General features: G+C 72.9%; 21 protein-coding genes and 1 pseudogene. 12 read left to right on the plus strand and 10 right to left on the minus strand.

Annotated elements, in window-relative coordinates; all coding sequences use genetic code 11:
- Positions 1–50 precede the first annotated feature (50 nt).
- A complete protein-coding gene (locus tag ACIBIW_RS25300) occupies positions 51–992 on the minus strand; it encodes a formylglycine-generating enzyme family protein (protein ID WP_399339308.1) in 942 nt (313 codons plus the stop codon).
- A 211-nt stretch (positions 993–1203) separates the two neighbouring features.
- Between ACIBIW_RS25300 and ACIBIW_RS25305 the strand changes: the two genes are divergently transcribed.
- Positions 1204–1863 (plus strand): peptide deformylase, encoded by a 660-nt coding sequence (locus ACIBIW_RS25305; protein WP_399339310.1) that lies wholly within the window; start codon positions 1204–1206, stop codon positions 1861–1863.
- An 83-nt stretch (positions 1864–1946) separates the two neighbouring features.
- Here ACIBIW_RS25305 and ACIBIW_RS25310 read toward each other — a convergent pair whose 3' ends face one another.
- Positions 1947–2363, minus strand: a complete 417-nt coding sequence (locus tag ACIBIW_RS25310; protein WP_399339311.1) for a winged helix-turn-helix transcriptional regulator — start codon at positions 2361–2363, stop codon at positions 1947–1949.
- Positions 2364–2804: 441 nt separating this feature from the next.
- Between ACIBIW_RS25310 and ACIBIW_RS25315 the strand changes: the two are divergent.
- Positions 2805–3047 (plus strand): annotated as a pseudogene (locus tag ACIBIW_RS25315) (SAM-dependent methyltransferase); the annotation flags it as partial.
- 276 nt (positions 3048–3323) lie between these two features.
- On the opposite strand, the gene ACIBIW_RS25320 reads toward ACIBIW_RS25315, so the two are convergent.
- The 6 genes from ACIBIW_RS25320 to ACIBIW_RS25345 all read right to left on the minus strand — a co-directional run bounded on the left by ACIBIW_RS25320 (position 3324) and on the right by ACIBIW_RS25345 (position 8348).
- A complete protein-coding gene (locus tag ACIBIW_RS25320; protein ID WP_399339312.1) occupies positions 3324–3767 on the minus strand; it encodes a lasso peptide biosynthesis B2 protein in 444 nt (147 codons plus the stop codon).
- Entirely contained in the window at positions 3764–4069 is a 306-nt protein-coding gene (locus ACIBIW_RS25325; protein WP_399339313.1) for a lasso peptide biosynthesis PqqD family chaperone, read from the minus strand. Before ACIBIW_RS25325 ends, ACIBIW_RS25320 begins: the two co-directional genes overlap by 4 nt.
- Positions 4066–5940 (minus strand): asparagine synthase-related protein, encoded by a 1875-nt coding sequence (locus tag ACIBIW_RS25330; RefSeq protein WP_399339314.1) that lies wholly within the window; start codon positions 5938–5940, stop codon positions 4066–4068. The genes ACIBIW_RS25325 and ACIBIW_RS25330 overlap by 4 nt, the downstream gene beginning before the upstream one ends.
- 4 nt (positions 5941–5944) lie before the next feature.
- The gene (locus ACIBIW_RS25335) at positions 5945–6085 is read right to left on the minus strand and encodes a lasso RiPP family leader peptide-containing protein (RefSeq protein ID WP_399339315.1); all 141 of its coding nucleotides are present in this window, start codon (positions 6083–6085) and stop codon (positions 5945–5947) included.
- A gap of 319 nt (positions 6086–6404) precedes the next feature.
- The gene (locus ACIBIW_RS25340) at positions 6405–7235 is read right to left on the minus strand and encodes an EI24 domain-containing protein (protein ID WP_399339316.1); all 831 of its coding nucleotides are present in this window, start codon (positions 7233–7235) and stop codon (positions 6405–6407) included.
- An 84-nt stretch (positions 7236–7319) separates the two neighbouring features.
- Positions 7320–8348, minus strand: a complete 1029-nt coding sequence (locus ACIBIW_RS25345; protein ID WP_399339317.1) for an NADP-dependent oxidoreductase — start codon at positions 8346–8348, stop codon at positions 7320–7322.
- A gap of 156 nt (positions 8349–8504) precedes the next feature.
- On the opposite strand from ACIBIW_RS25345, the gene ACIBIW_RS25350 reads away from it, so the two are divergent.
- From ACIBIW_RS25350 to ACIBIW_RS25365, 4 genes are all read left to right on the plus strand, one after another.
- Positions 8505–8933 (plus strand): MarR family winged helix-turn-helix transcriptional regulator, encoded by a 429-nt coding sequence (locus ACIBIW_RS25350; RefSeq protein WP_399339318.1) that lies wholly within the window; start codon positions 8505–8507, stop codon positions 8931–8933.
- Positions 8934–9090: 157 nt separating this feature from the next.
- Complete coding sequence (locus tag ACIBIW_RS25355) at positions 9091–9945, plus strand: NAD(P)H-binding protein (protein ID WP_399339319.1); 855 nt, start codon at positions 9091–9093, stop codon at positions 9943–9945.
- A 55-nt stretch (positions 9946–10000) separates the two neighbouring features.
- Complete coding sequence (locus ACIBIW_RS25360) at positions 10001–10339, plus strand: ArsR/SmtB family transcription factor (RefSeq protein ID WP_399339320.1); 339 nt, start codon at positions 10001–10003, stop codon at positions 10337–10339.
- Positions 10340–10368: 29 nt separating this feature from the next.
- Positions 10369–10884, plus strand: coding sequence for an SRPBCC family protein (locus ACIBIW_RS25365; RefSeq protein ID WP_399339321.1), 516 nt, complete (start codon positions 10369–10371; stop codon positions 10882–10884).
- A 74-nt stretch (positions 10885–10958) separates the two neighbouring features.
- On the opposite strand, the gene ACIBIW_RS25370 is transcribed toward ACIBIW_RS25365, so the two are convergent.
- Positions 10959–11363, minus strand: a complete 405-nt coding sequence (locus ACIBIW_RS25370) for a VOC family protein (protein WP_399339322.1) — start codon at positions 11361–11363, stop codon at positions 10959–10961.
- Positions 11364–11413: 50 nt separating this feature from the next.
- Positions 11414–12274: a hypothetical protein gene (locus tag ACIBIW_RS25375; protein ID WP_399339323.1), complete on the minus strand. Its 861-nt coding sequence runs from the start codon at positions 12272–12274 to the stop codon at positions 11414–11416.
- Between the two features lie 312 nt (positions 12275–12586).
- Here ACIBIW_RS25375 and ACIBIW_RS25380 point away from each other — a divergent pair, with 312 nt between their 5' ends.
- From ACIBIW_RS25380 to mmsB, 6 genes are all read left to right on the plus strand, one after another.
- Complete coding sequence (locus ACIBIW_RS25380) at positions 12587–13750, plus strand: mandelate racemase/muconate lactonizing enzyme family protein (protein ID WP_399339324.1); 1164 nt, start codon at positions 12587–12589, stop codon at positions 13748–13750.
- Positions 13747–14817: a zinc-binding dehydrogenase gene (locus ACIBIW_RS25385; RefSeq protein WP_399339325.1), complete on the plus strand. Its 1071-nt coding sequence runs from the start codon at positions 13747–13749 to the stop codon at positions 14815–14817. The genes ACIBIW_RS25380 and ACIBIW_RS25385 overlap by 4 nt, the downstream gene beginning before the upstream one ends.
- An 88-nt stretch (positions 14818–14905) precedes the next feature.
- Complete coding sequence (locus ACIBIW_RS25390) at positions 14906–15889, plus strand: hypothetical protein (protein WP_399339326.1); 984 nt, start codon at positions 14906–14908, stop codon at positions 15887–15889.
- Positions 15890–15893: 4 nt separating this feature from the next.
- Positions 15894–17012 carry a multiple monosaccharide ABC transporter substrate-binding protein gene (chvE, locus tag ACIBIW_RS25395; RefSeq protein WP_399339327.1) on the plus strand — a complete coding sequence of 373 codons (1119 nt, stop codon included), beginning with the start codon at positions 15894–15896 and terminating at the stop codon, positions 17010–17012.
- 173 nt (positions 17013–17185) lie between these two features.
- Positions 17186–18733: a multiple monosaccharide ABC transporter ATP-binding protein gene (gene mmsA, locus ACIBIW_RS25400; protein ID WP_399339483.1), complete on the plus strand. Its 1548-nt coding sequence runs from the start codon at positions 17186–17188 to the stop codon at positions 18731–18733.
- Complete coding sequence (gene mmsB / locus ACIBIW_RS25405) at positions 18730–19962, plus strand: multiple monosaccharide ABC transporter permease (protein ID WP_399339328.1); 1233 nt, start codon at positions 18730–18732, stop codon at positions 19960–19962. Before mmsA ends, mmsB begins: the two co-directional genes overlap by 4 nt.
- Positions 19963–19964 lie beyond the last annotated feature (2 nt).

The raw sequence follows: 19964 nt of genomic DNA on the forward strand, positions 1-19964 counted from the left end.
CGGCGCGCCCGGCCCCGTCCCCGGCGCGGGCCCGGGTGCGGGCGGGCGGTTCAGAGGTCGCGGGCGCAGCGGAAGCCGCCGTGTCCTGTGGAGGAGTCGGGGGTGTTGTGGGAGCGGGCCGCCACCCGGTAGCGGTTGCAGTACGAGACATGGCAGAGGTAGGAGCCGCCGCGGATGACCCGTTCGCCCGGGCCCGCCTCGTCGGCGCACCACTCCCACACGTTCCCCGAGGTGTTGTGGAGGCCGAAACTGTTCGGCTCGTACGCGGCGACGGGGACGGTGCCGGTGCGCCCGCCGGGGCGCGCGGAGCGGCGGGGGAAGTCGCCGATCCAGGTGTTGCACATCTCCCGGCCCCCCGGGGTCAGTTCGTCGCCCCAGGGGTAGCGGGCGCCGTCGAGGCCGCCGCGGGCCGCGTACTCCCACTCGGCCTCGGTGGGCAGCCTGAGGCCCGCCCAGGCGCAGTAGGCCAGCGCGTCGTGGTACGAGACATGGGTGACGGGGTGGTCGGCGCGGGTGTCCACGTCGGAGCCCGGGCCCTCGGGGTGGCGCCAGGAGGCGCCCTCGACGCCGAGCCACCAGGGCGCGGCGGGCACGTGGCCGAGCACCCGGCGCCCGCCCTCGGGGGTGACGAGCAGGTGGAAGACGAAGGAGTTCCCGAACCGCTCGGCCTCGGTGACATGGCCGGTGGCCTCGGTGAACGCCGCGAACTGCGCGTTGGTGACGGTGGTGGTGTCGATGGCGAACCCGGCCACCGCGACCTCCCTGACCGGCCACTCCCCGTCGCCCGGGTAGCCCTCGCCGAAGGCGTCGCCCATCCGGAAGGTGCCGCCGGGCAGCACGGCCATCCGGTGGCCCGCAGGCGGCCGCGACGCCGACGCGGGTGCCTCGGGGGCGGGTAGAGGGGCGGCGGGCACGGCGCGCGGTGGTGTGTCCCCGGCGTCGCGGGCGGGGCCGCAGCAGGGGGAGGCGGCGGGGTGCGGGGAGTCCTTCATGCCGTCGCTCCCGCCGTCGCCCGCCGTGCGGCGCCCCGCGCGTGGTTCGCGTGGTCCCTCATCCGTGCTCCCTGCCCCGGACTCCGGGTGGCCTGCGCAGCGGCCCCGACGTGCGGATTCCGGTACCGTTCCAGCCTGCCACGGCGGGCCCCGCGCCCGGTGGGCGGGGCGGCCGGGACGGCGGCGCCCGGGGCCGTGGCATCCTGTGCGGATGTCCAGGACACCACCCGCGCCCCCGCTCGCGGAGCAGGTCGCCGAGCTGCTCGCGCGGCCCGGTCCGCTGCCCCTCGTCACGGCGGGCGACCCCGTGCTGCGCCGGCCCGCAGAGCCCTTCGAGGGGCAGCTCGACGACGCGCTGCTCGGCCGCTTCGTGGCCGCGCTGCGGGAGACCATGCACGCGGCCCCCGGGGTGGGCGTCGCCGCGCCGCAGGTCGGCGTCGGGCTGCGGATCGCGGTCCTTGAGGACCCGGCGGAGGTCGACGCGGAGGTGCGTGAGGCCAGGGGGCGGGTGCCGCTGCCGTTCCGGGTCCTGGTGAACCCGGTGTACGAGGCGGTGGACGGGGAGCGCGCGGCGTTCTTTGAGGGCTGCCTCAGCGTGCCCGGCTACCAGGCGGTCGTCGCCCGGCACGCGCGTGTGCGGCTGCGTGCGCTGGACGGGCGCGGGCGTGCGGTGGTGGAGGAGTACGCGGGCTGGCCCGCGCGCATCGTCCAGCACGAGACCGACCACCTGGGCGGCACGCTGTACCTGGACCGCGCCGAGCCCCGCTCCCTCGTCTCGGCCCCGCAGGCGCCCCGTTGGACCCAGCCCACCCCGCACGCCGCGGCCCGCGCGCTCGGCTTCGACCTGCCGCCGGAACCGGAGCCCCGGTAGGACTCCGCCGGCTTCCGCCGGAGTACGACGCCGAGCGCGTCAGCTTCCGTGCCGGTCCCGTCCTGCCGCGCGGCGGCGGCCCGTCATGTCCCGTGGGTCCCCGTGGGGTCGGAAGAGGGCGCGTCCGCCCGGTCGTAGGCTCGCTGCGCCGCGGACACGTCGCCGAGATGGGTCACCGACCACTCCTCCAGGGCGCGCAGCGGCTCGCGCAGGGTGCGGCCCGCCTCGGTCAGCTCGTACTCGACGCGCACCGGGACCTCGGGGTGGACGGTGCGGTCCACGAGCCCGTCCCTTTCGAGCCCGCGGAGGGTCTGGGTCAGCATCTTCTGCGAGATGCCCTCGACGCGCCGCCGCAGCTCGGAGAAGCGGACCCTGCCGTCCCCGAGGGCGCCCACGATGAGCACCGTCCAGCGGTCTCCGATGCGGTCCAGGACGCGGCGCGTGGGGCAGTCCGCGCGGTAGGGGCTGCCGAGGAGCACCGACTCGGACGATGTGGTCACCACAGAGTGCCTTCTTCCTGGCGGAGATCTGGTCTCTTACGGTAATCGCAACGCGTCGCCCGGCACCACCCCGCACCGTGCAGGGCCCCGCGTCCGACGCCTTCCCGGTCTGGACCCCCGCGGGAGTACGCCTCGCCCGGATCGGCGTCCGGCAGCGGGACGCGGCCCCGGCGCTCGTCGAGGCCGTCCGCAGCCCCGAGGGGTACGCCGCCGTCCACGACGCCATGAGACTCAACGGCGCACTCGGCGGCCTCGCGCCGCGCCACTCGCTCACCCGGGGCCAGGAGGAGCGTTTCCTGCCGGGAGAGTCGCTGGACAGCGCCGATCTGCCGCGTCACGCCGAACTCAAGCGCCGACAGCTCCCCGACGTCCGCCTCCGTGGCCGCGCTGATCCGTACCGTCCTTCACCCTTCCCGGTCCGCCGCCCCCGCGCCGGGCACGATACGGGGGCGCGGGGCGCGAGCCGCGGCCTGCCTTGGCCGGGCGCTCGGCCTGGCCGGCGGCTCGGGCGAGCTGCTGTGCACCTGGGCGCGCGACCACGCGATCACCGGGACGGGTGTGGACATCAGCACCGTGTTCACCGGCAAGGCCAGGGCCCGCGCGGCCGAGCTGGGCGTCGCCGACCGGGTGGAGTTCGTGCACGCGGACACTGCCGGATACGTCGCCCGGGAGCGGGTCGGGCTAGAGGGTGTTGCGAAAGTGGCGTCGTTCGCCCGGAGGGCGGGCCGGGCGGCGTTCGGTGCTGGGGGTACCTCCCACGCCTTTCGTGCAGTGGGGGAGATCGCAAGGCGGTGGGGGCGCCCCCGGGCCCTCGGGGCCCAGGGGGAGGTCGCCCTCGTACTGGGCGTACGAGGACGTGCCCGGCAACGCGGCGCCCGGCCGTGGCCTGGGCGACGGCCTCCGGTGCGGTGGAACCCCCTTGGGAACCGTCCCGCGCGGGAGGCCGTCGCCGCCGCGACGCTACCGCCGGGTTTTGCGCTGTCTGCCGCCGGGCGCGGGCTCGACGGTGAGGGTGGGCGAGTAATAGCCCGGCGGGTGTGGTTCGCCGACGGCGACGCCATCGGCCTCGACCCAGGCATGGGCGCTGAACGGATACAGGTGGACGCCGGTGCGCCAGGTGGGCCAGGTGCCGTGCATGCGGCACAGCAGGGCGGTGGCGATGGAACGCGGCAGGCAGCCCTCGCCCGCGCACGAGATGCTGACGGCCACGACCGCGTCCCGCGCCTGCCTCGCCTGCCGCTCCGTGGCGGGCCTGGCGCCCGTGCGCGCATATGCGAGCGTTCCGCGTATCCGCTCGGGTGACCGACGGGAGAGGAGATGCGCGGCGCCCACCGCGACCAGTGCGGCCGGGCGCTTCCGCCAGGCCAGGCGGCCGCGTCCCTCGTGGACATAGGGAACGTTCATGTCCGCTCCAGCAGACCGGAACCGACCAGCCGGTCGATGAGGTCCCTCGTGTCCTCCGCGGCGCGGGGGACGGCGGCCGGGTAGGCGGCGCAGAGCTGCTCGGCGGCCTCCTCGGGGCTCGCGTCCCGCAGCAGAGCAGTCACGAGGAGGTGAGCGGTGGGGTTCAACTGCCAGTACGTGCCCCTCCGTCCGTCGAGCAGTACCGCTCCGCGGCGCGGCCCGCCGGTGTCGTCTGCTTCCGCGGGTGCTTCCACCGGTGTGAGGGTGACGTGCGCTGGTAGCCGCAGGGACACGCTGTTCATCCCCCTTCTCCCCGCCGTCGAGGAGACGACGGGGTGTCTTCGACGGCGCGCAGCCAGTTCTCGACCGCGATGAAGATGTCGAGGCCCACGGCGTCGAAGCCGCCGGCGCGGGTCGGGGTGTGGGCGCACAGCAGGCGCAGCCGCTCCGCGTCGGCAAGGCCGTGGCGGGCCAGGGCGGAGTCCTCGGCGAGCGCCAGCAGTTGGTTTTGGTGGGCGCGGAATCCGGCGTAGAACTCCGCGGAGAAGTCGTCTTTGGTGCCGCGTTCGAGACACCGGGGCGGGACGTGTGACCCCATGGCCGCCACCGTGAGCGGTTTGAAGGCGACCGGGCTCGACCTGTGATCGATCCTGACCGAGAGCGCGGCGGTGATGACCTGGTCGTCCAGGTAGGGGGTGCGCATCGTGGCGCCGGAGCGTGCGGTGAGCCGGCCGAGGGCCGCGTAGTCCGCGGCGTTGGCCCTGAGCGTGGAGAGGCACTGGTGCTGTGCGCGTGCGCGGGAGTAAGGGGAGATGTGCTCGGCGGTGGCGTCAAGGTGGCGCTGCACCTCCTGGGCGGCCGCGCGTGTCGCGAACGAGGGGAGCCGCAGGGGCATTTCCCAGCCGAAGTCAGGACGGTTCCTGGCAGGCAGGGGGGACGTGAGGAGACGTCCCTGGGCGGCCAGCCAGGTGCCGTAGGAGGACCGGTCGGAGAGCGCGTGGGCGCAAGAGGCGATCGGCCACCGCTTTCTGGCGCGGGCGGCGCGCAGGTGTGGCCACAGCGCGCGCGGGTGGGTGCGGGACAGGTCGTGCAGGTAGCAGAGCGGGAGATGGGTGACCTCGTCTCCGCCGTGGCCCGTGAGGTGCACCGCCGCGCCCTGGCCGCCCAGCAGTTCCGCGGTCGCGGTGACCCGCGCGAGGGAGCGTACGGTCAGGAGGGGCTCGTCAAGGCCGTGCACGGGTCGCGCCGCCCGCGCGAACCATGCGGGCAACTCGCCGAACCGCGCTGTCACATGCGTACTCGACAGGTGTTCAAGGGCACGGCGCCGGTAGTCGGCGTCGTCCAGGCCCGGCTGGCCGGACTCCTGGGAGAACGTGATCAGCCGGCCGTCGGTGCGGCGCGCGAGGGCGTCGGCCAGGAAACTGAGGGGTGTGGAGTCGAGTCCCCCCGACAGATCACACGCCATGGCGCCCGCCCTGGCCCGCGTCGCCACCGCGCGCTCCAGCGCCGCGGAGAATGCGGGGGCGCCCTCGGCGAGGGAGAGTTCCGCCTCCGGCACCGTCCACCAGGGGCGAATGCGTATTCCCTCGGGGCCGAGGCAGGCGGCGCTGCCCGGTGCGACGGAGCGTATTCCCTTCCACAGCGGTACGGAAAGCGCCGAGGGGACCCGGGGCAGCAAATGGAGGGCCAGTGCTTCTGTGCTGAGGTCCGCCCCGACGCCCTCGGCCAGTTCTCTGGCTCCGCCGGCCATGACGACGGCATGGTCGAATTCCGCCCCCAGGCGCGTGTAATAAACCCGCCGCAGACCGGATGCCGTTCCCTGGAACCGGGCTTCGTCACCCACGACCGCCACCACATGGAAACTGCCGGATATCCGCTCCGCCACCGTGTCGACGTCATCGAGCCGGCGTATCCGGGCCGCGATTACCCGCACCTGCTCCGGGGAGACCGCCGTGTCGCCGATAACCGCCAGCGCGACCGGGCCCGCCCGCGCCGAGACGAAACGCTCATTCCCCGAGGGGGCCGCAGGGGCAGGGCCCGGGTCCGCTATCAGGCATGGCCGTCCTGAGCCGTAGGCGAGAAGTTCCCGTCCGCCGAAAAGACGCCGGGCGCCGACGCCTGACGCGCTGTCGGGCAGCACGACAAGGCGGTCGGCGCCCGGTTCGCGGTCCACGCGCTCAGTCAAGGAAGTAGTAACCGTTGTAGTCGATCACTATCAGGCCCTGGCCGAGCGTGACTTCGCGGAAAGAGCCGATCTCGGAAACCTGGGGCGGCTCGTACGTCGTCACTTCTTTTTCGGTGTCCACATGCGACTCCACGCCGGTACCTCCTCTGGTTGGATGATCCGGATGGACCCGTCCCACGCTGGCGCGGCACATCGGGCATGTCAAGCCGACAGAAAAGTGCGTTCTGCCCATGTTTTCATACGGAGTTGACGCGGCTTTTTGTGGGGAGCCGTGAGCCGAAGGGCCGCATCAAGGCGAGGACCTGCGCAGAAGAATGCGGGCAGAATGATCGGGATCTGCGCCGCCATGCCCATCGAGGACCGCGCGGAAAAGGCACGGTGAGGAAGGGGTGAAGGAACGGGCACAGCCCTCCCCCACCGTGGAGTCGTGATCCGTACGCCGCGCCGGTCCACTACTCCGGCGGGGCCAGGAGGTCCCCTGGCGGCTCTTCCTCCGGGGTGTCGGTGGCCGGGGAGTGCTCGTCGTCCGGGGCGCCGCTCTCCTCCCCCATGAGGTCCCGCGCCATCAGCGTGGCGCCCGCCACCGCGCCCGGCATCAGGAACACCGCCACCACGGGCACCAGGAAGGCGACGCCGAGCGGGGTGCCGAAGCCCCACACCAGCGTCCGGCGGGAGCGCAGCAGGGCGAGGCGTTCGCGCAGTTCGACGCGGCGGCGCTGGAGCGGCACCGCGAGCAGTTCCTCCGTGAGGAAGAAGCCGGTGACGAAGAAGCCGACCACCGGGACCACGGTCTGCCCGGCCACCGGCACGAAGCCCAGCGCGAAGAGCAGCACGCCCCACACGGCCGCGCGCACCGCGATCCGCACGCCGTCCCTGACGCCGAGCCACAGCTCGCGGCGGAACGTGAGGCCGGACTCGGGCGCGCTGCCGTCCGGCGAGACCGAGCGGTCGACCCGCTCCGAGAGCGCCTCGTAGAACGGCTGGCCCACCAGCAGCGTCACCGCCGTGAACGCGACCACCGAGAGCAGCAGCACCAGCGCGAAGAGGACCGCCGTCAGAAAGCCGCGGAACAGCCCGGGCCAGGGCGACGCCCAGTCGTCGGCGAACGGTGTCAGCGCCGTCACCAGGTCGTCGCCCCACAGCACCAGGCACACCAGCACCGCCAGATACAGCACCAGGGTCAACAGTCCTGGCAGCAGCCCGAACCCGTACTGTCTGCCGTGCCGGGCCACCCAGCGCTGGCCCTTCAGCAGATAGCCGAACCCCACCCCGAGATCACGCATGGCGGGCAGACTACCGGGCCGCGCGGGCACCGCCCGCGACGGTGCCCCCCGCGCTCCCGGCCACCCGCCGCACCGCCCGTCGGGTCAGCCGTCGAGCGCGACGAGCATCTTGCCGGTGTTCTCGCCGCGCATCAGGCCGAGGAACGCCTCCGCGCCCCGCTCGATGCCGTGCAGCACGGTCTCCCGGTACGTCAGCCGGCCCTCGCGCAGCCACCCGGAGACCTCCTCGACGAACCGCGGGCGCAGCCGCTCGTGGTCCCCGACGAGCATGCCCTGCATCCGCAGCCGCTTGCCGATCAGCAGGGCCAGGTTGCGCGGGGCCGGGCCTGGCGCGCCGTCGTACTGGGCGATCATGCCGCAGACCGTGATCCTGCCGTGCACGTTCATCCGGGAGAGCGCGGCCTCCAGGTGCTCGCCTCCGACGTTGTCGAAGTAGACGTCCACGCCGTCCGGCACCAGCGGCCTGAGCTGCCCGACCACCGGCCCGTCCTTGTAGTTGAAGGCGGCGTCGAAGCCGAACTCGTCCACCAGCAGCCGTACCTTCTGCGCCGAGCCGGCGGAGCCGACGACCCGGGCGGCCCCCTTCAGCCGCGCGATCTGCCCGACCTGGCTGCCGACCGCGCCCGCGGCCCCGGACACGAACACCGTCTCGCCAGGCCGGAAGGACGCCACGTCCAGCAGGCCCGCATAGGCGGTGAGGCCGGTCATGCCGAGCACGCCGAGGTACGCGGACAGCGGCGCGAGCGCGGTGTCGGCCCGCACGCAGGTGTCCGCGGGCACCGTCGCGTACTCGCGCCAGCCGCGGCCGTGCACCACCAGGTCGCCCGGCTCGAAGCCCGCCGCCCGCGAGGCGATCACCTCGCCCGCGGCGCCGCCGTCCATGGGGTGGTCGAGGCGGTAGGGCGGGGTATAGCTCTTGACGTCGTTCATCCTGCCGCGCATGTACGGGTCGACCGAGAAGTAGCGGTTGCGCACGAGGACGCTCCCCTCCTCCGGCGGTACGACGGGGATCTCGCGCAGGGCGAAGTCCTCGGCGGTGGCGGGGCCTTCGGGGCGGCGTGCGAGGTGCCATGCGAGGCCCGTCGCGGGGAGGTGTTCCGTGGTGCCTGACATACGCGGCGATCGTCTCCTGTCCGTTCTCGGCTTCCGGCCTGCTGTCGCTCTGCTGCGCCTGTTCCCGCGTGCTTCCGGTTGCTTCCGCTTGTCTCCGGTTGCTCCTGCCCGTCGTCGTGGTTCAACGCCGCGCGGGCGGTGGCTAGCCTGGACGGCATGTCCCTCAGTACCGCTCGACCCGATCCACTGACCGTCGAGGTCGAGGACCTCATCGGCACCGTCGTGGCGCGTTACTACGAAGAGTACGAGCGGGCGGCCGCCAGGCACGCGCTGACCGGCCCCCAGGCGCGGATACTGGCCCTGCTGACCCCCGCGCCGCTGCCGATGCGGCAGATCGCGCGGGCGCTGAAGTGCGAGCCGTCCAATGTGACCGGCATGATCGACCGGCTGGTGGCCAGGGGGCTCGTGGAGCGGCGCCTCGACCAGGACGACCGGCGCGTCAAGCTCGCCGCCGCCACCGAGCGGGGCGCCGCGATCTCCCGGCATCTGCGGGAGTCCCTCGACTTCGCGCGGGTCCCGCTGGCGGGCCTGACCGACGCCGAGCGCCTGACCCTGCGCGACCTGCTCCGCCGCATGCTGGCCTGACCGCCGCCCCGTTCCGCACCCCCGGGCCCCCGCGCTCCCCCGGCCGCCGCCCCGCCCGGCCGGCCCGTCACCCGCACCCCCGTCCGTTGACACCCTCCGCACACCCCTTTACCTTTGTCTTCAAATGTGATTTGCAAGCAAAGCATATGGAGGAACGATGACCATCCTCGTCACGGGGGCCCGCGGCAACATCGGCGCCCGTCTCGTGGCCGGGCTCGCCGCGGCCGGACACCCCGTGCTCGGCTCGGCCCGCGACCCGCGCGGCCTGGCGCTGCCGCCCGGTGCGAGCGCCAGAGAGCTGGACATCACCGCCCCGGGGGACGCGCTGCGGGGCGTGGAGGCGGCGTTCCTCTACCCCGCGCGCGAGGGCGTCGGGGCATTCGTCGAGGCGGCCGTCGCCGCGGGGGTGCGGTACGTGGTGCTGCTGTCGTCGCCCGCCGCCTTCGAGGCGAGCGAGCACAGCGGGCCGATCGGCCGCGTCCACCGGGCCGCGGAGCGCGCCGTCCGGGAGTCCGGCATCCCCGCCACGGTGCTGTACCCGACCTGGCTCGCCACCAATGTGCTGCGGGACTGGGCGGGCGCGATACGTACGTCGGGGCGGGTGCGGCTCGCCCATCCCGACGCGGAGTTCGCCCCCGTCCACCCGGGCGACATCGCCGCCGTCGCCGCCGACCTGCTCACCCGCGAGACCCACCGGGCGCTCTTCCAGATCGCGAGCGGCCCCGCCTCGCTGCGGCAGCGCGACATCGCGCACACCGTCGGGGAGGTGCTCGGCACGCCGGTCGAGGTGGCGGCGCTGAGCCCGCAGGAGGCCCTGGCGGCGCGGCCGCCGCATCTGCCGGAGGACGTGTTCAGGGCGCTGACGGCCGCCGAGGCCGCGGCCGTCGGGGTGCCGTCGCTGGTCACCAACACCGTCGCACGCGTCACGGGCCGCCCCGCCCGCGACTTCCGCACCTGGGCGCGCGAGAACCGCGACCGGCTGCTGAACCCTGAGCCGGGGCCTGGCACTTGAGACGACACCCTTACATGCCTTGACAGTTATATGTACGTGTGAGCATATTAGCGTCATGGAAACAGCCGTGTGGAGCGCGCTCGCCGATGTGAACCGGCGCACGATACTCGGACACCTGCTGGCAGGACCGCGTCCCGTCGGGGAGCTGGCCGAGGCGTGCGGGATGAGCCAGCCCGGCATGTCGAAGCATCTGCGGGTGCTGCGCGAGGCCGGGCTCGTACGGGTGGAGCGGGACGCACAGCGCAGGCTGTACGCGATCGACCCCGCGCCGATGGCGGATCTCGACGCCTGGCTCGCCCCGTACCGGCGGCTGTGGAACGACCGCCTCGACGCCCTCGGCCGCCGTCTGGACGCCACCGCGCGCGAGGAGCGCGAGCGGCCCGACGGCGCCTGAGCGGCACGCAAGAAAGGGAGCGAACCCCCATGACCACCATCGACCCCGGCACCTTCGTCACCCACCAGGGCCGCGACGCGGTGCGCTTCGAGCGGATCTACGACCACCCCGTCGAGAGGGTGTGGAGCGCCGTGACGGAGCCCGCCGAACTGGCCCACTGGTTCCCGCAGCCCGAGATCACCGTCGAACTCGCCGTGAACGGCGTCATCACCCTGGCCGGCGATCCGAACATGCCGGACGACTCCCTCACAGGACGTGTCGTCACCCTCGACCCGCCCCGCGCCTTCGCCTTCACCTGGGGCCCCGACGAACTCCGCTTCGACCTGGAGCCGCTGGACGGCGGCAGGACCAGGCTCACCCTGACCGACGTGCTGGCGGAGCGGAACTCGGCCGCCATGAAGGCCGCCGGGTGGGACGTGTGCCTCGCCTCGCTCGACGCCCGGCTGGAGAAGCGGCCCGTCGCGCCCACCGACTGGGAGGACAGGTACGCGGTCTACACCGCGGAGGGCTTCCCCACGGGGGCGCGCGTACCGGGCCGGGACTGAGCGCGCCGCGAGCGGGGCCGCGGCCCGGCGGCCCGGGCGCCGAGGCTCCCAAGGCAGGCGGGTGCGGGGGGCGTTCAGTAGGACTGTAGTTCCACCAGCGTGCCGTCCGGGGTCCGCAGATGGGCCGTGCGCAGGTTGGCGCCCCAGTCGGGGCGGTCCTGGGGCTCGGTGACCGGGGTCGCCCCGTGGCCCGCGAGGCGGCGGGCCGCGTCGTCGACGTCCGGGACCCGCAGGACGAGCATCGCGGCGTCCTGCGCGGGCGCGGCCGACGGCAGGTCGCCGGTGCCGACGGCGGCGGCGAGGCTCGCGCGGGCGAACAGCACGAGGACGGTCCCGCCGTCCAAATCCCAGTTGGCGTAGCCGGCGGCGGGGATCACCTTGACCGGCTCGATGCCCAGCAGGTCGCGCAGCGCGCCGGTCCAGAAGCGGGCCGCGGTGTCGAAGTCCCCGACGAGCAGGCGCGGGTACAGGGCGTCCATGCCGTGATCTTATCCCGGCCGGTGTGCGGGGCCGCCGCGTGGCGTCGGGCTCAGTACCGGTGGTGGCAGTAGCGGTGGTACGGGTCGCACTGGTAGCCGGACGGGTCGTCGGGGGAGGTGGGGTCCGCCGTCGGCGTGGGGCTCGTCGGGTCGTCGCTCGGCGGGTCCGTCACCGGAGGCGTCGTCCCGGGCGCGGAGGTGGTGGGGTCGGCGGACGGGGTCTGCTGGTCGTCGCCGCCCCCGCCCTGGCCGCCGTGGTCGTCGTCGTGCCACCAGTCGTCTGCCGTGCCGCCGCTCCAGGACGGCAGTCCTGGCGCCGAGCGGCTGCCGCGCGAGGCGGGCTGGTCGGCGCCGCGGCCGACTGACGAGGAACCGGCCGCGGGGGCACCGCCGCCGCTGCCCGACGCCGTCCTTGACGACGGTGTGGCGGGCGACTTGGAGCGGGCGCTCGGGCTGTCGGAGCCGTCGGGGGTGGAGGGCACCGCCGTGGGCTCGTCGGCGGCCGTGTCCGGGGCGGCGACGCTGTCCGGCTCCGGGGAGGACTCAAGGCCCACCTCGGCGAAGCTCAACCCGCCCGCGGCGAGCAGCAGTCCCGTCGTCGCCAGCATCACCGTACGGCGCTTGCGCCGGTGCGCACGCCGCGCCCTGCGCCCCCCGCCCGCGGCGGCCGCCCTGCGCAACTCGGCGCGGCCGGGGCGCGGCCCCGCGGGCTCCTCGGGGACGGAGAGGAGCGGCTGCGGTGCGGTGTCGTAGGCAGCGGTGTCGTACGGGTACGCGTACTCGTGCGCGTGGCCCTGCTCCTCGGCGGGGAGGGGGCCGGCGTCGGCGCGGAACGCCGCTGCGGGCGCGGCGCATCCCTGGCAGACGAGGGCGCCGTTGAGGTGCCTTCGGCACGAGTGGCAGTAATCCATGACAACGGCAGGCTAGGCGGTAAGTCCGTCATATAGAAAGCCGGGTCGGTGAATTTTGTGCAGGGGGCGTCAACTCCCGCCGTCGACCCGGTGTGTGACACCGGGAGAAAACGGGACCGGACTCCCGTGCTCCGCCGGGGCCTTGCCCGGTGCGGGCGCCGCCCCCGGACGCACGGCGTGCGCGTCCATCACCGGCGGCCCCCGACCCATTGACACCCCCACCACCTGGTTCTACTGTCTCGCCAGCATTTCGAACGCATGACGATATATCGAACGAGCGGAACGTACTTCTCCGAACAGCCGGGAGCAACCGTGCGCATCACGGGAATCAGCACACATGTGGTCGGGACACCATGGCGCAATCTCACCTATGTCCAGGTGCACACGGACGAGGGTGTGAGCGGCGTCGGGGAGACCCGGATGCTCGGCCATACCGACGCGCTCCTCGGCTATCTGAAGGAGGCCGGGGCCAACCACCTCGTGGGGAGCGACCCGTTCGCCGTCGAGGACCTGGTGCGGCGGATGAAGTACGGGGACTACGGGCGCGCGGGCGAGATCGTGATGTCCGGGATCGCCGTGGTGGAAATGGCCTGCTGGGACATCAAGGGCAAGGCACTCGGGGTGCCGGTGTGGCAGTTGCTCGGCGGCCGGGTCACCGACCGGGTCAAGGCGTACGCCAACGGCTGGTACACCACGGAGCGGACCCCTGAGGCGTACCACAAGGCCGCCCAGGGCGTGGTGGAGCGCGGCTACCGGGCCCTGAAGATCGACCCGTTCGGCACCGGGCACTACGAACTCGACCACGAGGCCACGCTCTACGCGGTCTCGCTGATCGAGGCGGTGCGCGACGCGATCGGGCCCGCCGCGGAACTGATGCTGGAGATGCACGGCCGGTTCTCGCCCGCGACCGCGGTCCGTCTCGCGCGGGAGATGGCGCCGTTCCGTCCTGCCTGGCTTGAGGAGCCGGTGCCGCCGGAGAACCTGGCGGCGCTCGCCAAGGTCGCGGGCAAGGTGGACCTGCCGGTGGCGACGGGCGAGCGCATCCACGACCGGATCGAGTTCCGGGAGCTGTTCGAGTCGGGCGCCGCCGACATCATCCAGCCCGACGTCGGCCATATCGGCGGCGTCCTGGAGACCCGCAAGCTCGCCGCCACCGCCGAGACCCACTACACGCTGGTGGCCCCGCACAACGTCGGCGGGTCCGTGCTCACCGCCGCCTCGCTCCAGGTCGCGGGCTGCACCCCGAACTTCAAGATCCTTGAGCACTTCAATGACTTCGCGGACGCCGAGATCAAGAAGGTCGTCAGGGGCGCGCCCGTGGTCGATCCCGGGACCGGCTGCTTCACGCTGTCCGACGCGCCGGGCCTCGGCGTCGAGCTGGACACCGACGCGGCGGCCGAGTTCCCGCAGCAGCGGGCCAGGTTCGACCTGTGGGCCGAGGGCTGGGAGAAGCGCGCCCCCGAGGACGGCCGGTGAGCAGCGCCGTCCTCGTCGAGGCGCCCGGCCGCTTCCGCCTCGTCCCGCACGAGCCGGTGCCGCCGGGGCCCGGGGAGGCGCTGGTGCGGGTGCGGGCCTGCGGCCTGTGCGGCAGCGACCGCGAGCTGTTCAGGGGCGATCGCCCCGGGGAGTACGTGCGCTACCCGGTGGTGCCCGGGCACGAGTGGTCGGGCACCGTCGCGGAGGTCGGCGCGGGGGTGCCGCCCGCGCTGGTGGGCAGGGCCGTCGTCGGCGAGGGCTTCCGCAACTGCCAGGTGTGCGAGCGGTGCCGCGCAGGGGACACCACGCTGTGCGCCGCCGGGTACGCCGAGACCGGCTTCACCGAGCCCGGCGCGCTCGCCCCCACCCTCACCCTGCCCGCCCGGCTGCTGCACCCGCTGCCCGAGCCCACGGGCGACACGGGCGACCTGCGCGACACGGGCAGCACGGACGGTACGGGAGGCGAGGGCGGCACGGGCGGCCTGGATCTGGCCGCGGCGGCGCTGCTGGAGCCCGCGGCGTGTGTGGCGGCAGCGGCGCTGGCGGCCGCCGCGCTGCCGGGGCAGCGGGTCGCGGTGGTGGGCACCGGCACCCTGGGGCTGCTCGCGGTGCAGTTCCTCGCCGCCGCCTCACCCGCGCACCTGCTCGCGGTCGGCGCCGGGACCGGGCGCGGGGACTTGGCGCTGCGTCTTGGCGCCACCGAGGTGCGCGACCGCGCGGACCCGGGGCCCGGCGGCTACGACACCGTGATCGAGGCCGCGGGCTCGCCCGCCGCGGCGCACGAGGCGGCGGCGCTGCTCAGGCGCGGCGGCCGGCTCGTCCTCACCGGCATCCCGGGCGCGGGCGCCGTCGGGCTCGACCCCGCGGACCTCGTGGTGCGCCGGCTTGAGGTGCGCACCGTGTTCGGGGCCACCCCGGCCGCCTGGGCGCACGCGGTACGGGCCTTCGCGGCGGGGCTGCTCACGCCACGGGCGCTGGTCACCCACGAACTGCCGCTCGCCGAGTACGGCAGCGCGGTGGACCTCGTCGGCTCCCCCGGCACCGGAAAGATCCTGCTCACGCCCTGACCCGCGGCGCGGCCCCACCGGGCCGGGCCGTCCCACCGGGTGCGGCGCGCGCCGCGCCTCGCACCGCCATCGACCGTAAGGACAGCACGTGACCGACAAGTCCCCCGCGGCGGCCCGCAGGCCAGGAGAGCGGGCGCTCGACGCCCTCGGTCTCGCACCGCCGCCGCCCGTGCCCGCCGACGCCTCCCCGCACACCTTCCCCGACGGCGGCACCTGGCGTGTCGAGATCCCGTCCGTCGAGGGTCCGGAGGCGGTCGCCACCGTGCTCAAGGAGTCCGCGCGGCTCGACGTGCCGGTGCACAGGATCAGCCAGGGCAGCGGCGTCTGGATGCTCACCGACGACGAGATCACCGAGATGGCCGGCGCCTGCGCCGCGCGCGGCGTCGAACTCTGCCTGTTCACGGGCCCCCGCGGCACCTGGGACATCGGCGCCTCCACCCGCAGCCCCTCGGGCGGCGGCGGCCTTCGCGCCCGGGGCCACGACGCGGTCGCCGGGTGCGTCGAGGACGCGCTGCGCGCCGTCGAACTCGGCGTGCGCTGCCTGCTGGTGGCCGACGAGGGGGTGCTCTGGACGCTGCACAGGCTGCGCGCGCACGGCACCCTGCCCGCGGACACCACCTTCAAGGTGTCGGCGCTCGTCGGCCCCGTGAACCCGGTCTCGTTCGCGGTGTGGGAGGGCCTGGGCGCCGACTCCGTCAACATCCCGTCCGACCTGACCCTCCAGCACCTCACCGAGATACGCCGTCTCTCCCGCACCCCGCTCGACTTCTACGTCGAGGCGCCCGACGACCTCGGCGGCTATGTGCGGATGTACGACACCGCCGAGCTGATCAGGCGGGGCGCCCCGCTCTACCTGAAGTTCGGCCTCTCCAGGGCGCCCGGCATCTACCCGTACGGGGCGCATCTGCGGGACGTCACGCTCGACACCGCCCGTGAGCGGGTGCGCCGCGGGCGCCTCGTACTCGACCTGCTGGCCCGGCACGGGGCGGACGGCGGGATGTCGCCGCTCGGCGCCCGGCTGCCCGGCGAGCTGCGGCGGTTCACCCACCCGGTGACAGAAGAAGGGAACTGATGCCATGCGCGTCCGTATGTCACGCCGCACCGCGATACCCGTCGTCGCGATGGTGCTCGCGGGTTCGCTCGCCGCCTGCGGCCAGGAGGCCAAGGGCGGCAGCCGCTACCACCCGGACAGTGCCAAGGACAACACCATCGGCATCGCGATGCCGACCAAGTCGTCGGAGCGCTGGATTCTCGACGGCGAGAACATGGCCGGCCAGTTCGAGAAGGCCGGCTACAAGACCGACCTCCAGTACGGCGACAACAAGGTGGAGAACCAGGTCGCCCAGTTGGAGAACATGATCGCCAAGGGGTACCGGCTGCTGGTGATCGCCGCCATCGACGGCAGGGCGCTCACCGACGTGCTGGGCCGCGCCCACGACGCGGGCATCCGGGTGATCTCGTACGACCGGCTGATCCTCGGCACCCCCTACGTCGACTACTACGCCTCGTTCGACAACGAGCGCTGCGGCAGGGTCGAGGGGCAGTACATCGTGGACAAGCTGAGGCTCGGCAAGCCGGACAAGAACGCGGAAAAGAAATACAACATCGAGCTGTTCGCGGGCTCCCCCGACGACAACAACACCAAGTACTTCTGGAACGGCTCCATGAAGGTGCTCAAGCCGTACCTCGACTCGGGCCAGCTCGTGGTGCGCAGCAGGCAGACCAGGCTGAACCAGACGGAGATCCTGCGCTGGGACGGCGGCACCGCGCAAAAACGCATGGACGACCTGCTGACGAAGAACTACGGCGAGCAGGACGTGGACGCGGTGCTCTCGCCGTACGACGGCCTGTCGATCGGCATCCTCTCGGCGCTGAAGAGCGCCGGGTACGGCACGAAGGGGCACCCGCTGCCGATCGTGACCGGTTCCGACGCGGAGCTGGCGTCGGTGAAGTCGATCATCCGCGGGGAGCAGACGCAGACGGTGTTCAAGGACACCCGCAAGCTCGCCAAGGTGGCCGTGCAGATGGGCAACGCGATGCTCACCGGCAAGAAGCCCGAGGTCAACAACACCACGGACTACGACAACGGCAAGCGGGTCGTGCCCGCCTACCTGCTGACGCCCGGCTCGGTCGACAGGTCCAACACCGATCTGCTCGTCAGGACGGGCTACTTCAAGAAGGGCCAGCTCTCGTGAGCGGCGCGGAGGACCGGGAGGCGCGGGAGCCGGGGGCCGCGTCCGGCGCCGCCGCCGAGCCGCTCGCCGAGGCCGCCCCAAAGATCGACGCGCCACCGAGCGCGGACGAGGTCGCCGCCGCGGAGAGCGCCGTCACCGAGGAGCTGGCGGGCGACGAGGCGCCGCTGCTCGAAATGCGCGGCATCACCAAGCGGTTCGGCGCGGTGACGGCGCTGTCCGACGTGCGCCTGACGGTGCTGCCCGGCGAGATCCACGCGGTCTGCGGGGAGAACGGCGCGGGCAAGTCGACGCTGATGAAGGTCCTCAGCGGGGTCCACGCACACGGCAGCTACGAGGGCGACATCTACTTCGACGGCGCCCCCGTCGCGTTCAAGGACATCAGGGCGAGCGAGCGGCACGGCATCGTGATCATCCACCAGGAGCTGGCGCTGGTGCCGTACCTGTCGGTCGCCGAGAACATCTTCCTCGGCAACGAGCAGACCAGGCGCGGCGTCATCGACTGGAACGACACCCTGCGGCGCGCCGCGGGGCTGCTGAAGCGGGTGGGCCTCAGGGAGAACCCGACGACGCCGGTGGCCGACCTCGGCGTCGGCAAGCAGCAGTTGGTGGAGATCGCCAAGGCGCTGTCCAAGAAGGTGCGGCTGCTGATCCTGGACGAGCCGACGGCCGCGCTCAACGACGACGACAGCTCCAAGCTGCTCGAACTGATCGCGGAGCTGCGGGACCAGGGCATCGCCTGCATCCTGATCTCGCACAAGCTCGGCGAGATCACCAGGATCGCGGACTCGGTGACGATCCTGCGCGACGGCCGCACCATCGAGACGCTGCCGGTGCGCCACTCCCGGGGCGCGGAGCCCGAGCTGTCCGAGGACCGGCTGATCCGCGGCATGGTCGGCCGCGACCTCGACCACCGCTTCCCCGACCGCACCGGCTACGACGGCGAGGACGCGGGCAAGGTCGCGCTGACGGTGACGGGCTGGACGGTGCGCCACCCGGTCGACCACCAGCGCAGGGTGGTCGACGACGTGTCGCTGACCGTGCGGCGCGGCGAGATCGTCGGCATCGCGGGCCTGATGGGCGCGGGCCGCACCGAGCTGGCGATGTCCGTGTTCGGCCGCTCCTACGGGGTGTACGAGGCGGGTTCCGTGGCGGTCGACGGGCGCCGGGTGGACACCCGTACCGTGCCGGCCGCGGTCAGGGCGGGGATCGCGTACGTCACCGAGGACCGCAAGACGTACGGGCTCAACCTGATCGACACGGTGCACCGCAATGTGTCGCTGGCCTCGCTGCCCGGCATGGCCCGCAGGGGCGTCGTCGACGAGCACGAGGAGCGGCGGGTGGCGGAGAGCTTCCGCAGTTCGATGAACATCAAGACGCCGACGGTGTTCGAGCAGGTGGGCCGGCTGTCCGGGGGCAACCAGCAGAAGGTCGTCCTGAGCAAGTGGATTCACGCGGGCCCCGAGGTGCTGATCCTCGACGAGCCGACGCGCGGGATCGACGTGGGCGCCAAGTACGAGATCTACACGGTCGTCGACCGTCTCGCGGCCCGCGGCAAGGCGGTGCTTTTCATCTCCTCGGAGCTGCCCGAGCTGCTGGGGATGTGCGACCGGATCTACACGATGGCCGAGGGGCGGCTGACCGGTGAGGTCTCCCGCGCCGACGCCACCCAGGAAGTCCTCATGCGGCAGATGACGACGGATGGAAGCCGAGGCACGTCATGACCACGACGACCCCACCCCAGCAGGACTCCCCCGCGCCACCGAGCGGCGAGGGCCCCTCGGCGGGTGCCTTGCTGCTGCGCAGCATGCGGACGAACATGCGCCAGTACGGGATGCTGATCGCCCTGGTGTTCATCGTCGTCCTGTTCGAGATCTGGACCGACGAGGTCCTGCTGCTGCCGAACAACGTCTCGAACCTGATCCAGCAGAACGGCTACATCCTCATCCTCGCGATGGGGATGATGATCGTCATCATCGCGGGCCATATCGACCTGTCGGTCGGGTCGCTGGTGGCGTTCGTCGGCGCGGTGGCGGCCGTGCTGATGGTGAAACACGACGTCCCCTGGGGCCTCGCGCTGGTGATCGCGCTCCTCATCGGCGCGGCCGCGGGCGCCTGGCAGGGCTTCTTCATCGCGTATCTGGGCATACCGTCGTTCATCGTGACGCTGGCGGGCATGCTGCTGTTCCGCGGTCTGACGCAGATCATCCTGGACGGGCAGTCGATCGCGCCGTTCCCCGGCGGCTTCCAGGACATCGCGCAGGGCTTCATCCCCGAGTGGGGCCCCTACACGCAGTACCACAACCCGACGCTGCTCATCGGCCTCGTGGTGATCGTGCTGCTGCTCCTTCAGGAGTGGCGTGACCGCAGGCGGCAGCGGCAGTACGAGCTGGAGGTGCTGCCCGCGGGGCTGTGGGCGCTGAAGTGCGTGGCGATCGTGGCCGCCGTGGTGGCGTTCACCCTGACCCTCGCCAGCTTCCACGGGGTTCCGGTGGTGCTGCTGATCATGTGCGGGCTGCTGATCGTGCTCGGCTATGTGATGCGCAACGCGGTCATCGGCCGCCATGTGTACGCGCTCGGCGGCAACAAGGCGGCGGCGACGCTCTCCGGCGTCAAGGACAAGCGGGTCACCTTCCTGGTGTTCGTCAACATGGGCGTGCTAGCGGCGCTCGCGGGCTGTGTGTACGCGGCGCGACTCAACGCGGGCACCCCGCAGGCCGGTGTCAACTTCGAACTGGAGGCGATCGCCGCGGCGTTCATCGGCGGCGCGTCCATGAGCGGCGGTGTCGGCACCGTGCTGGGCGCCGTGATCGGCGGCCTGGTGCTCGGCGTCCTCAACAACGGCATGTCCCTCGTCGGCATCGGCACCGACTACCAGCAGGTCATCAAGGGCCTTGTGCTGCTGGTCGCGGTCGGCTTCGACGTCTGGAACAAGCGCAGGGTGGGCCGCTAGCC

Source organism: Streptomyces sp. NPDC050560 (genome assembly GCF_044457285.1).
Lineage (GTDB): Bacteria > Actinomycetota > Actinomycetes > Streptomycetales > Streptomycetaceae > Streptomyces.

Excerpts from the sequence above, each read along its gene's own strand:
- ACIBIW_RS25370 (WP_399339322.1), bottom strand. The coding sequence starts at position 11,363 with ATGGACGCCCTGTACCCGCGCCTGCTCGTCGGGGACTTCGACACCGCG.
- mmsB (WP_399339328.1), top strand. The coding sequence starts at position 18,730 with ATGACCACGACGACCCCACCCCAGCAGGACTCCCCCGCGCCACCGAGC.
- ACIBIW_RS25325 (WP_399339313.1), bottom strand. The coding sequence starts at position 4,069 with ATGAACAGCGTGTCCCTGCGGCTACCAGCGCACGTCACCCTCACACCG.
- ACIBIW_RS25345 (WP_399339317.1), bottom strand. The coding sequence starts at position 8,348 with ATGTCAGGCACCACGGAACACCTCCCCGCGACGGGCCTCGCATGGCAC.
- ACIBIW_RS25365 (WP_399339321.1), top strand. The coding sequence starts at position 10,369 with ATGACCACCATCGACCCCGGCACCTTCGTCACCCACCAGGGCCGCGAC.
- ACIBIW_RS25350 (WP_399339318.1), top strand. The coding sequence starts at position 8,505 with ATGTCCCTCAGTACCGCTCGACCCGATCCACTGACCGTCGAGGTCGAG.
- ACIBIW_RS25375 (WP_399339323.1), bottom strand. The coding sequence starts at position 12,274 with ATGGATTACTGCCACTCGTGCCGAAGGCACCTCAACGGCGCCCTCGTC.
- ACIBIW_RS25340 (WP_399339316.1), bottom strand. The coding sequence starts at position 7,235 with ATGCGTGATCTCGGGGTGGGGTTCGGCTATCTGCTGAAGGGCCAGCGC.
- ACIBIW_RS25320 (WP_399339312.1), bottom strand. The coding sequence starts at position 3,767 with ATGAACGTTCCCTATGTCCACGAGGGACGCGGCCGCCTGGCCTGGCGG.
- ACIBIW_RS25360 (WP_399339320.1), top strand. The coding sequence starts at position 10,001 with ATGGAAACAGCCGTGTGGAGCGCGCTCGCCGATGTGAACCGGCGCACG.
- chvE (WP_399339327.1), top strand. The coding sequence starts at position 15,894 with ATGCGCGTCCGTATGTCACGCCGCACCGCGATACCCGTCGTCGCGATG.
- ACIBIW_RS25305 (WP_399339310.1), top strand. The coding sequence starts at position 1,204 with ATGTCCAGGACACCACCCGCGCCCCCGCTCGCGGAGCAGGTCGCCGAG.
- ACIBIW_RS25300 (WP_399339308.1), bottom strand. The coding sequence starts at position 992 with ATGAAGGACTCCCCGCACCCCGCCGCCTCCCCCTGCTGCGGCCCCGCC.
- ACIBIW_RS25355 (WP_399339319.1), top strand. The coding sequence starts at position 9,091 with ATGACCATCCTCGTCACGGGGGCCCGCGGCAACATCGGCGCCCGTCTC.
- mmsA (WP_399339483.1), top strand. The coding sequence starts at position 17,186 with ATGCGCGGCATCACCAAGCGGTTCGGCGCGGTGACGGCGCTGTCCGAC.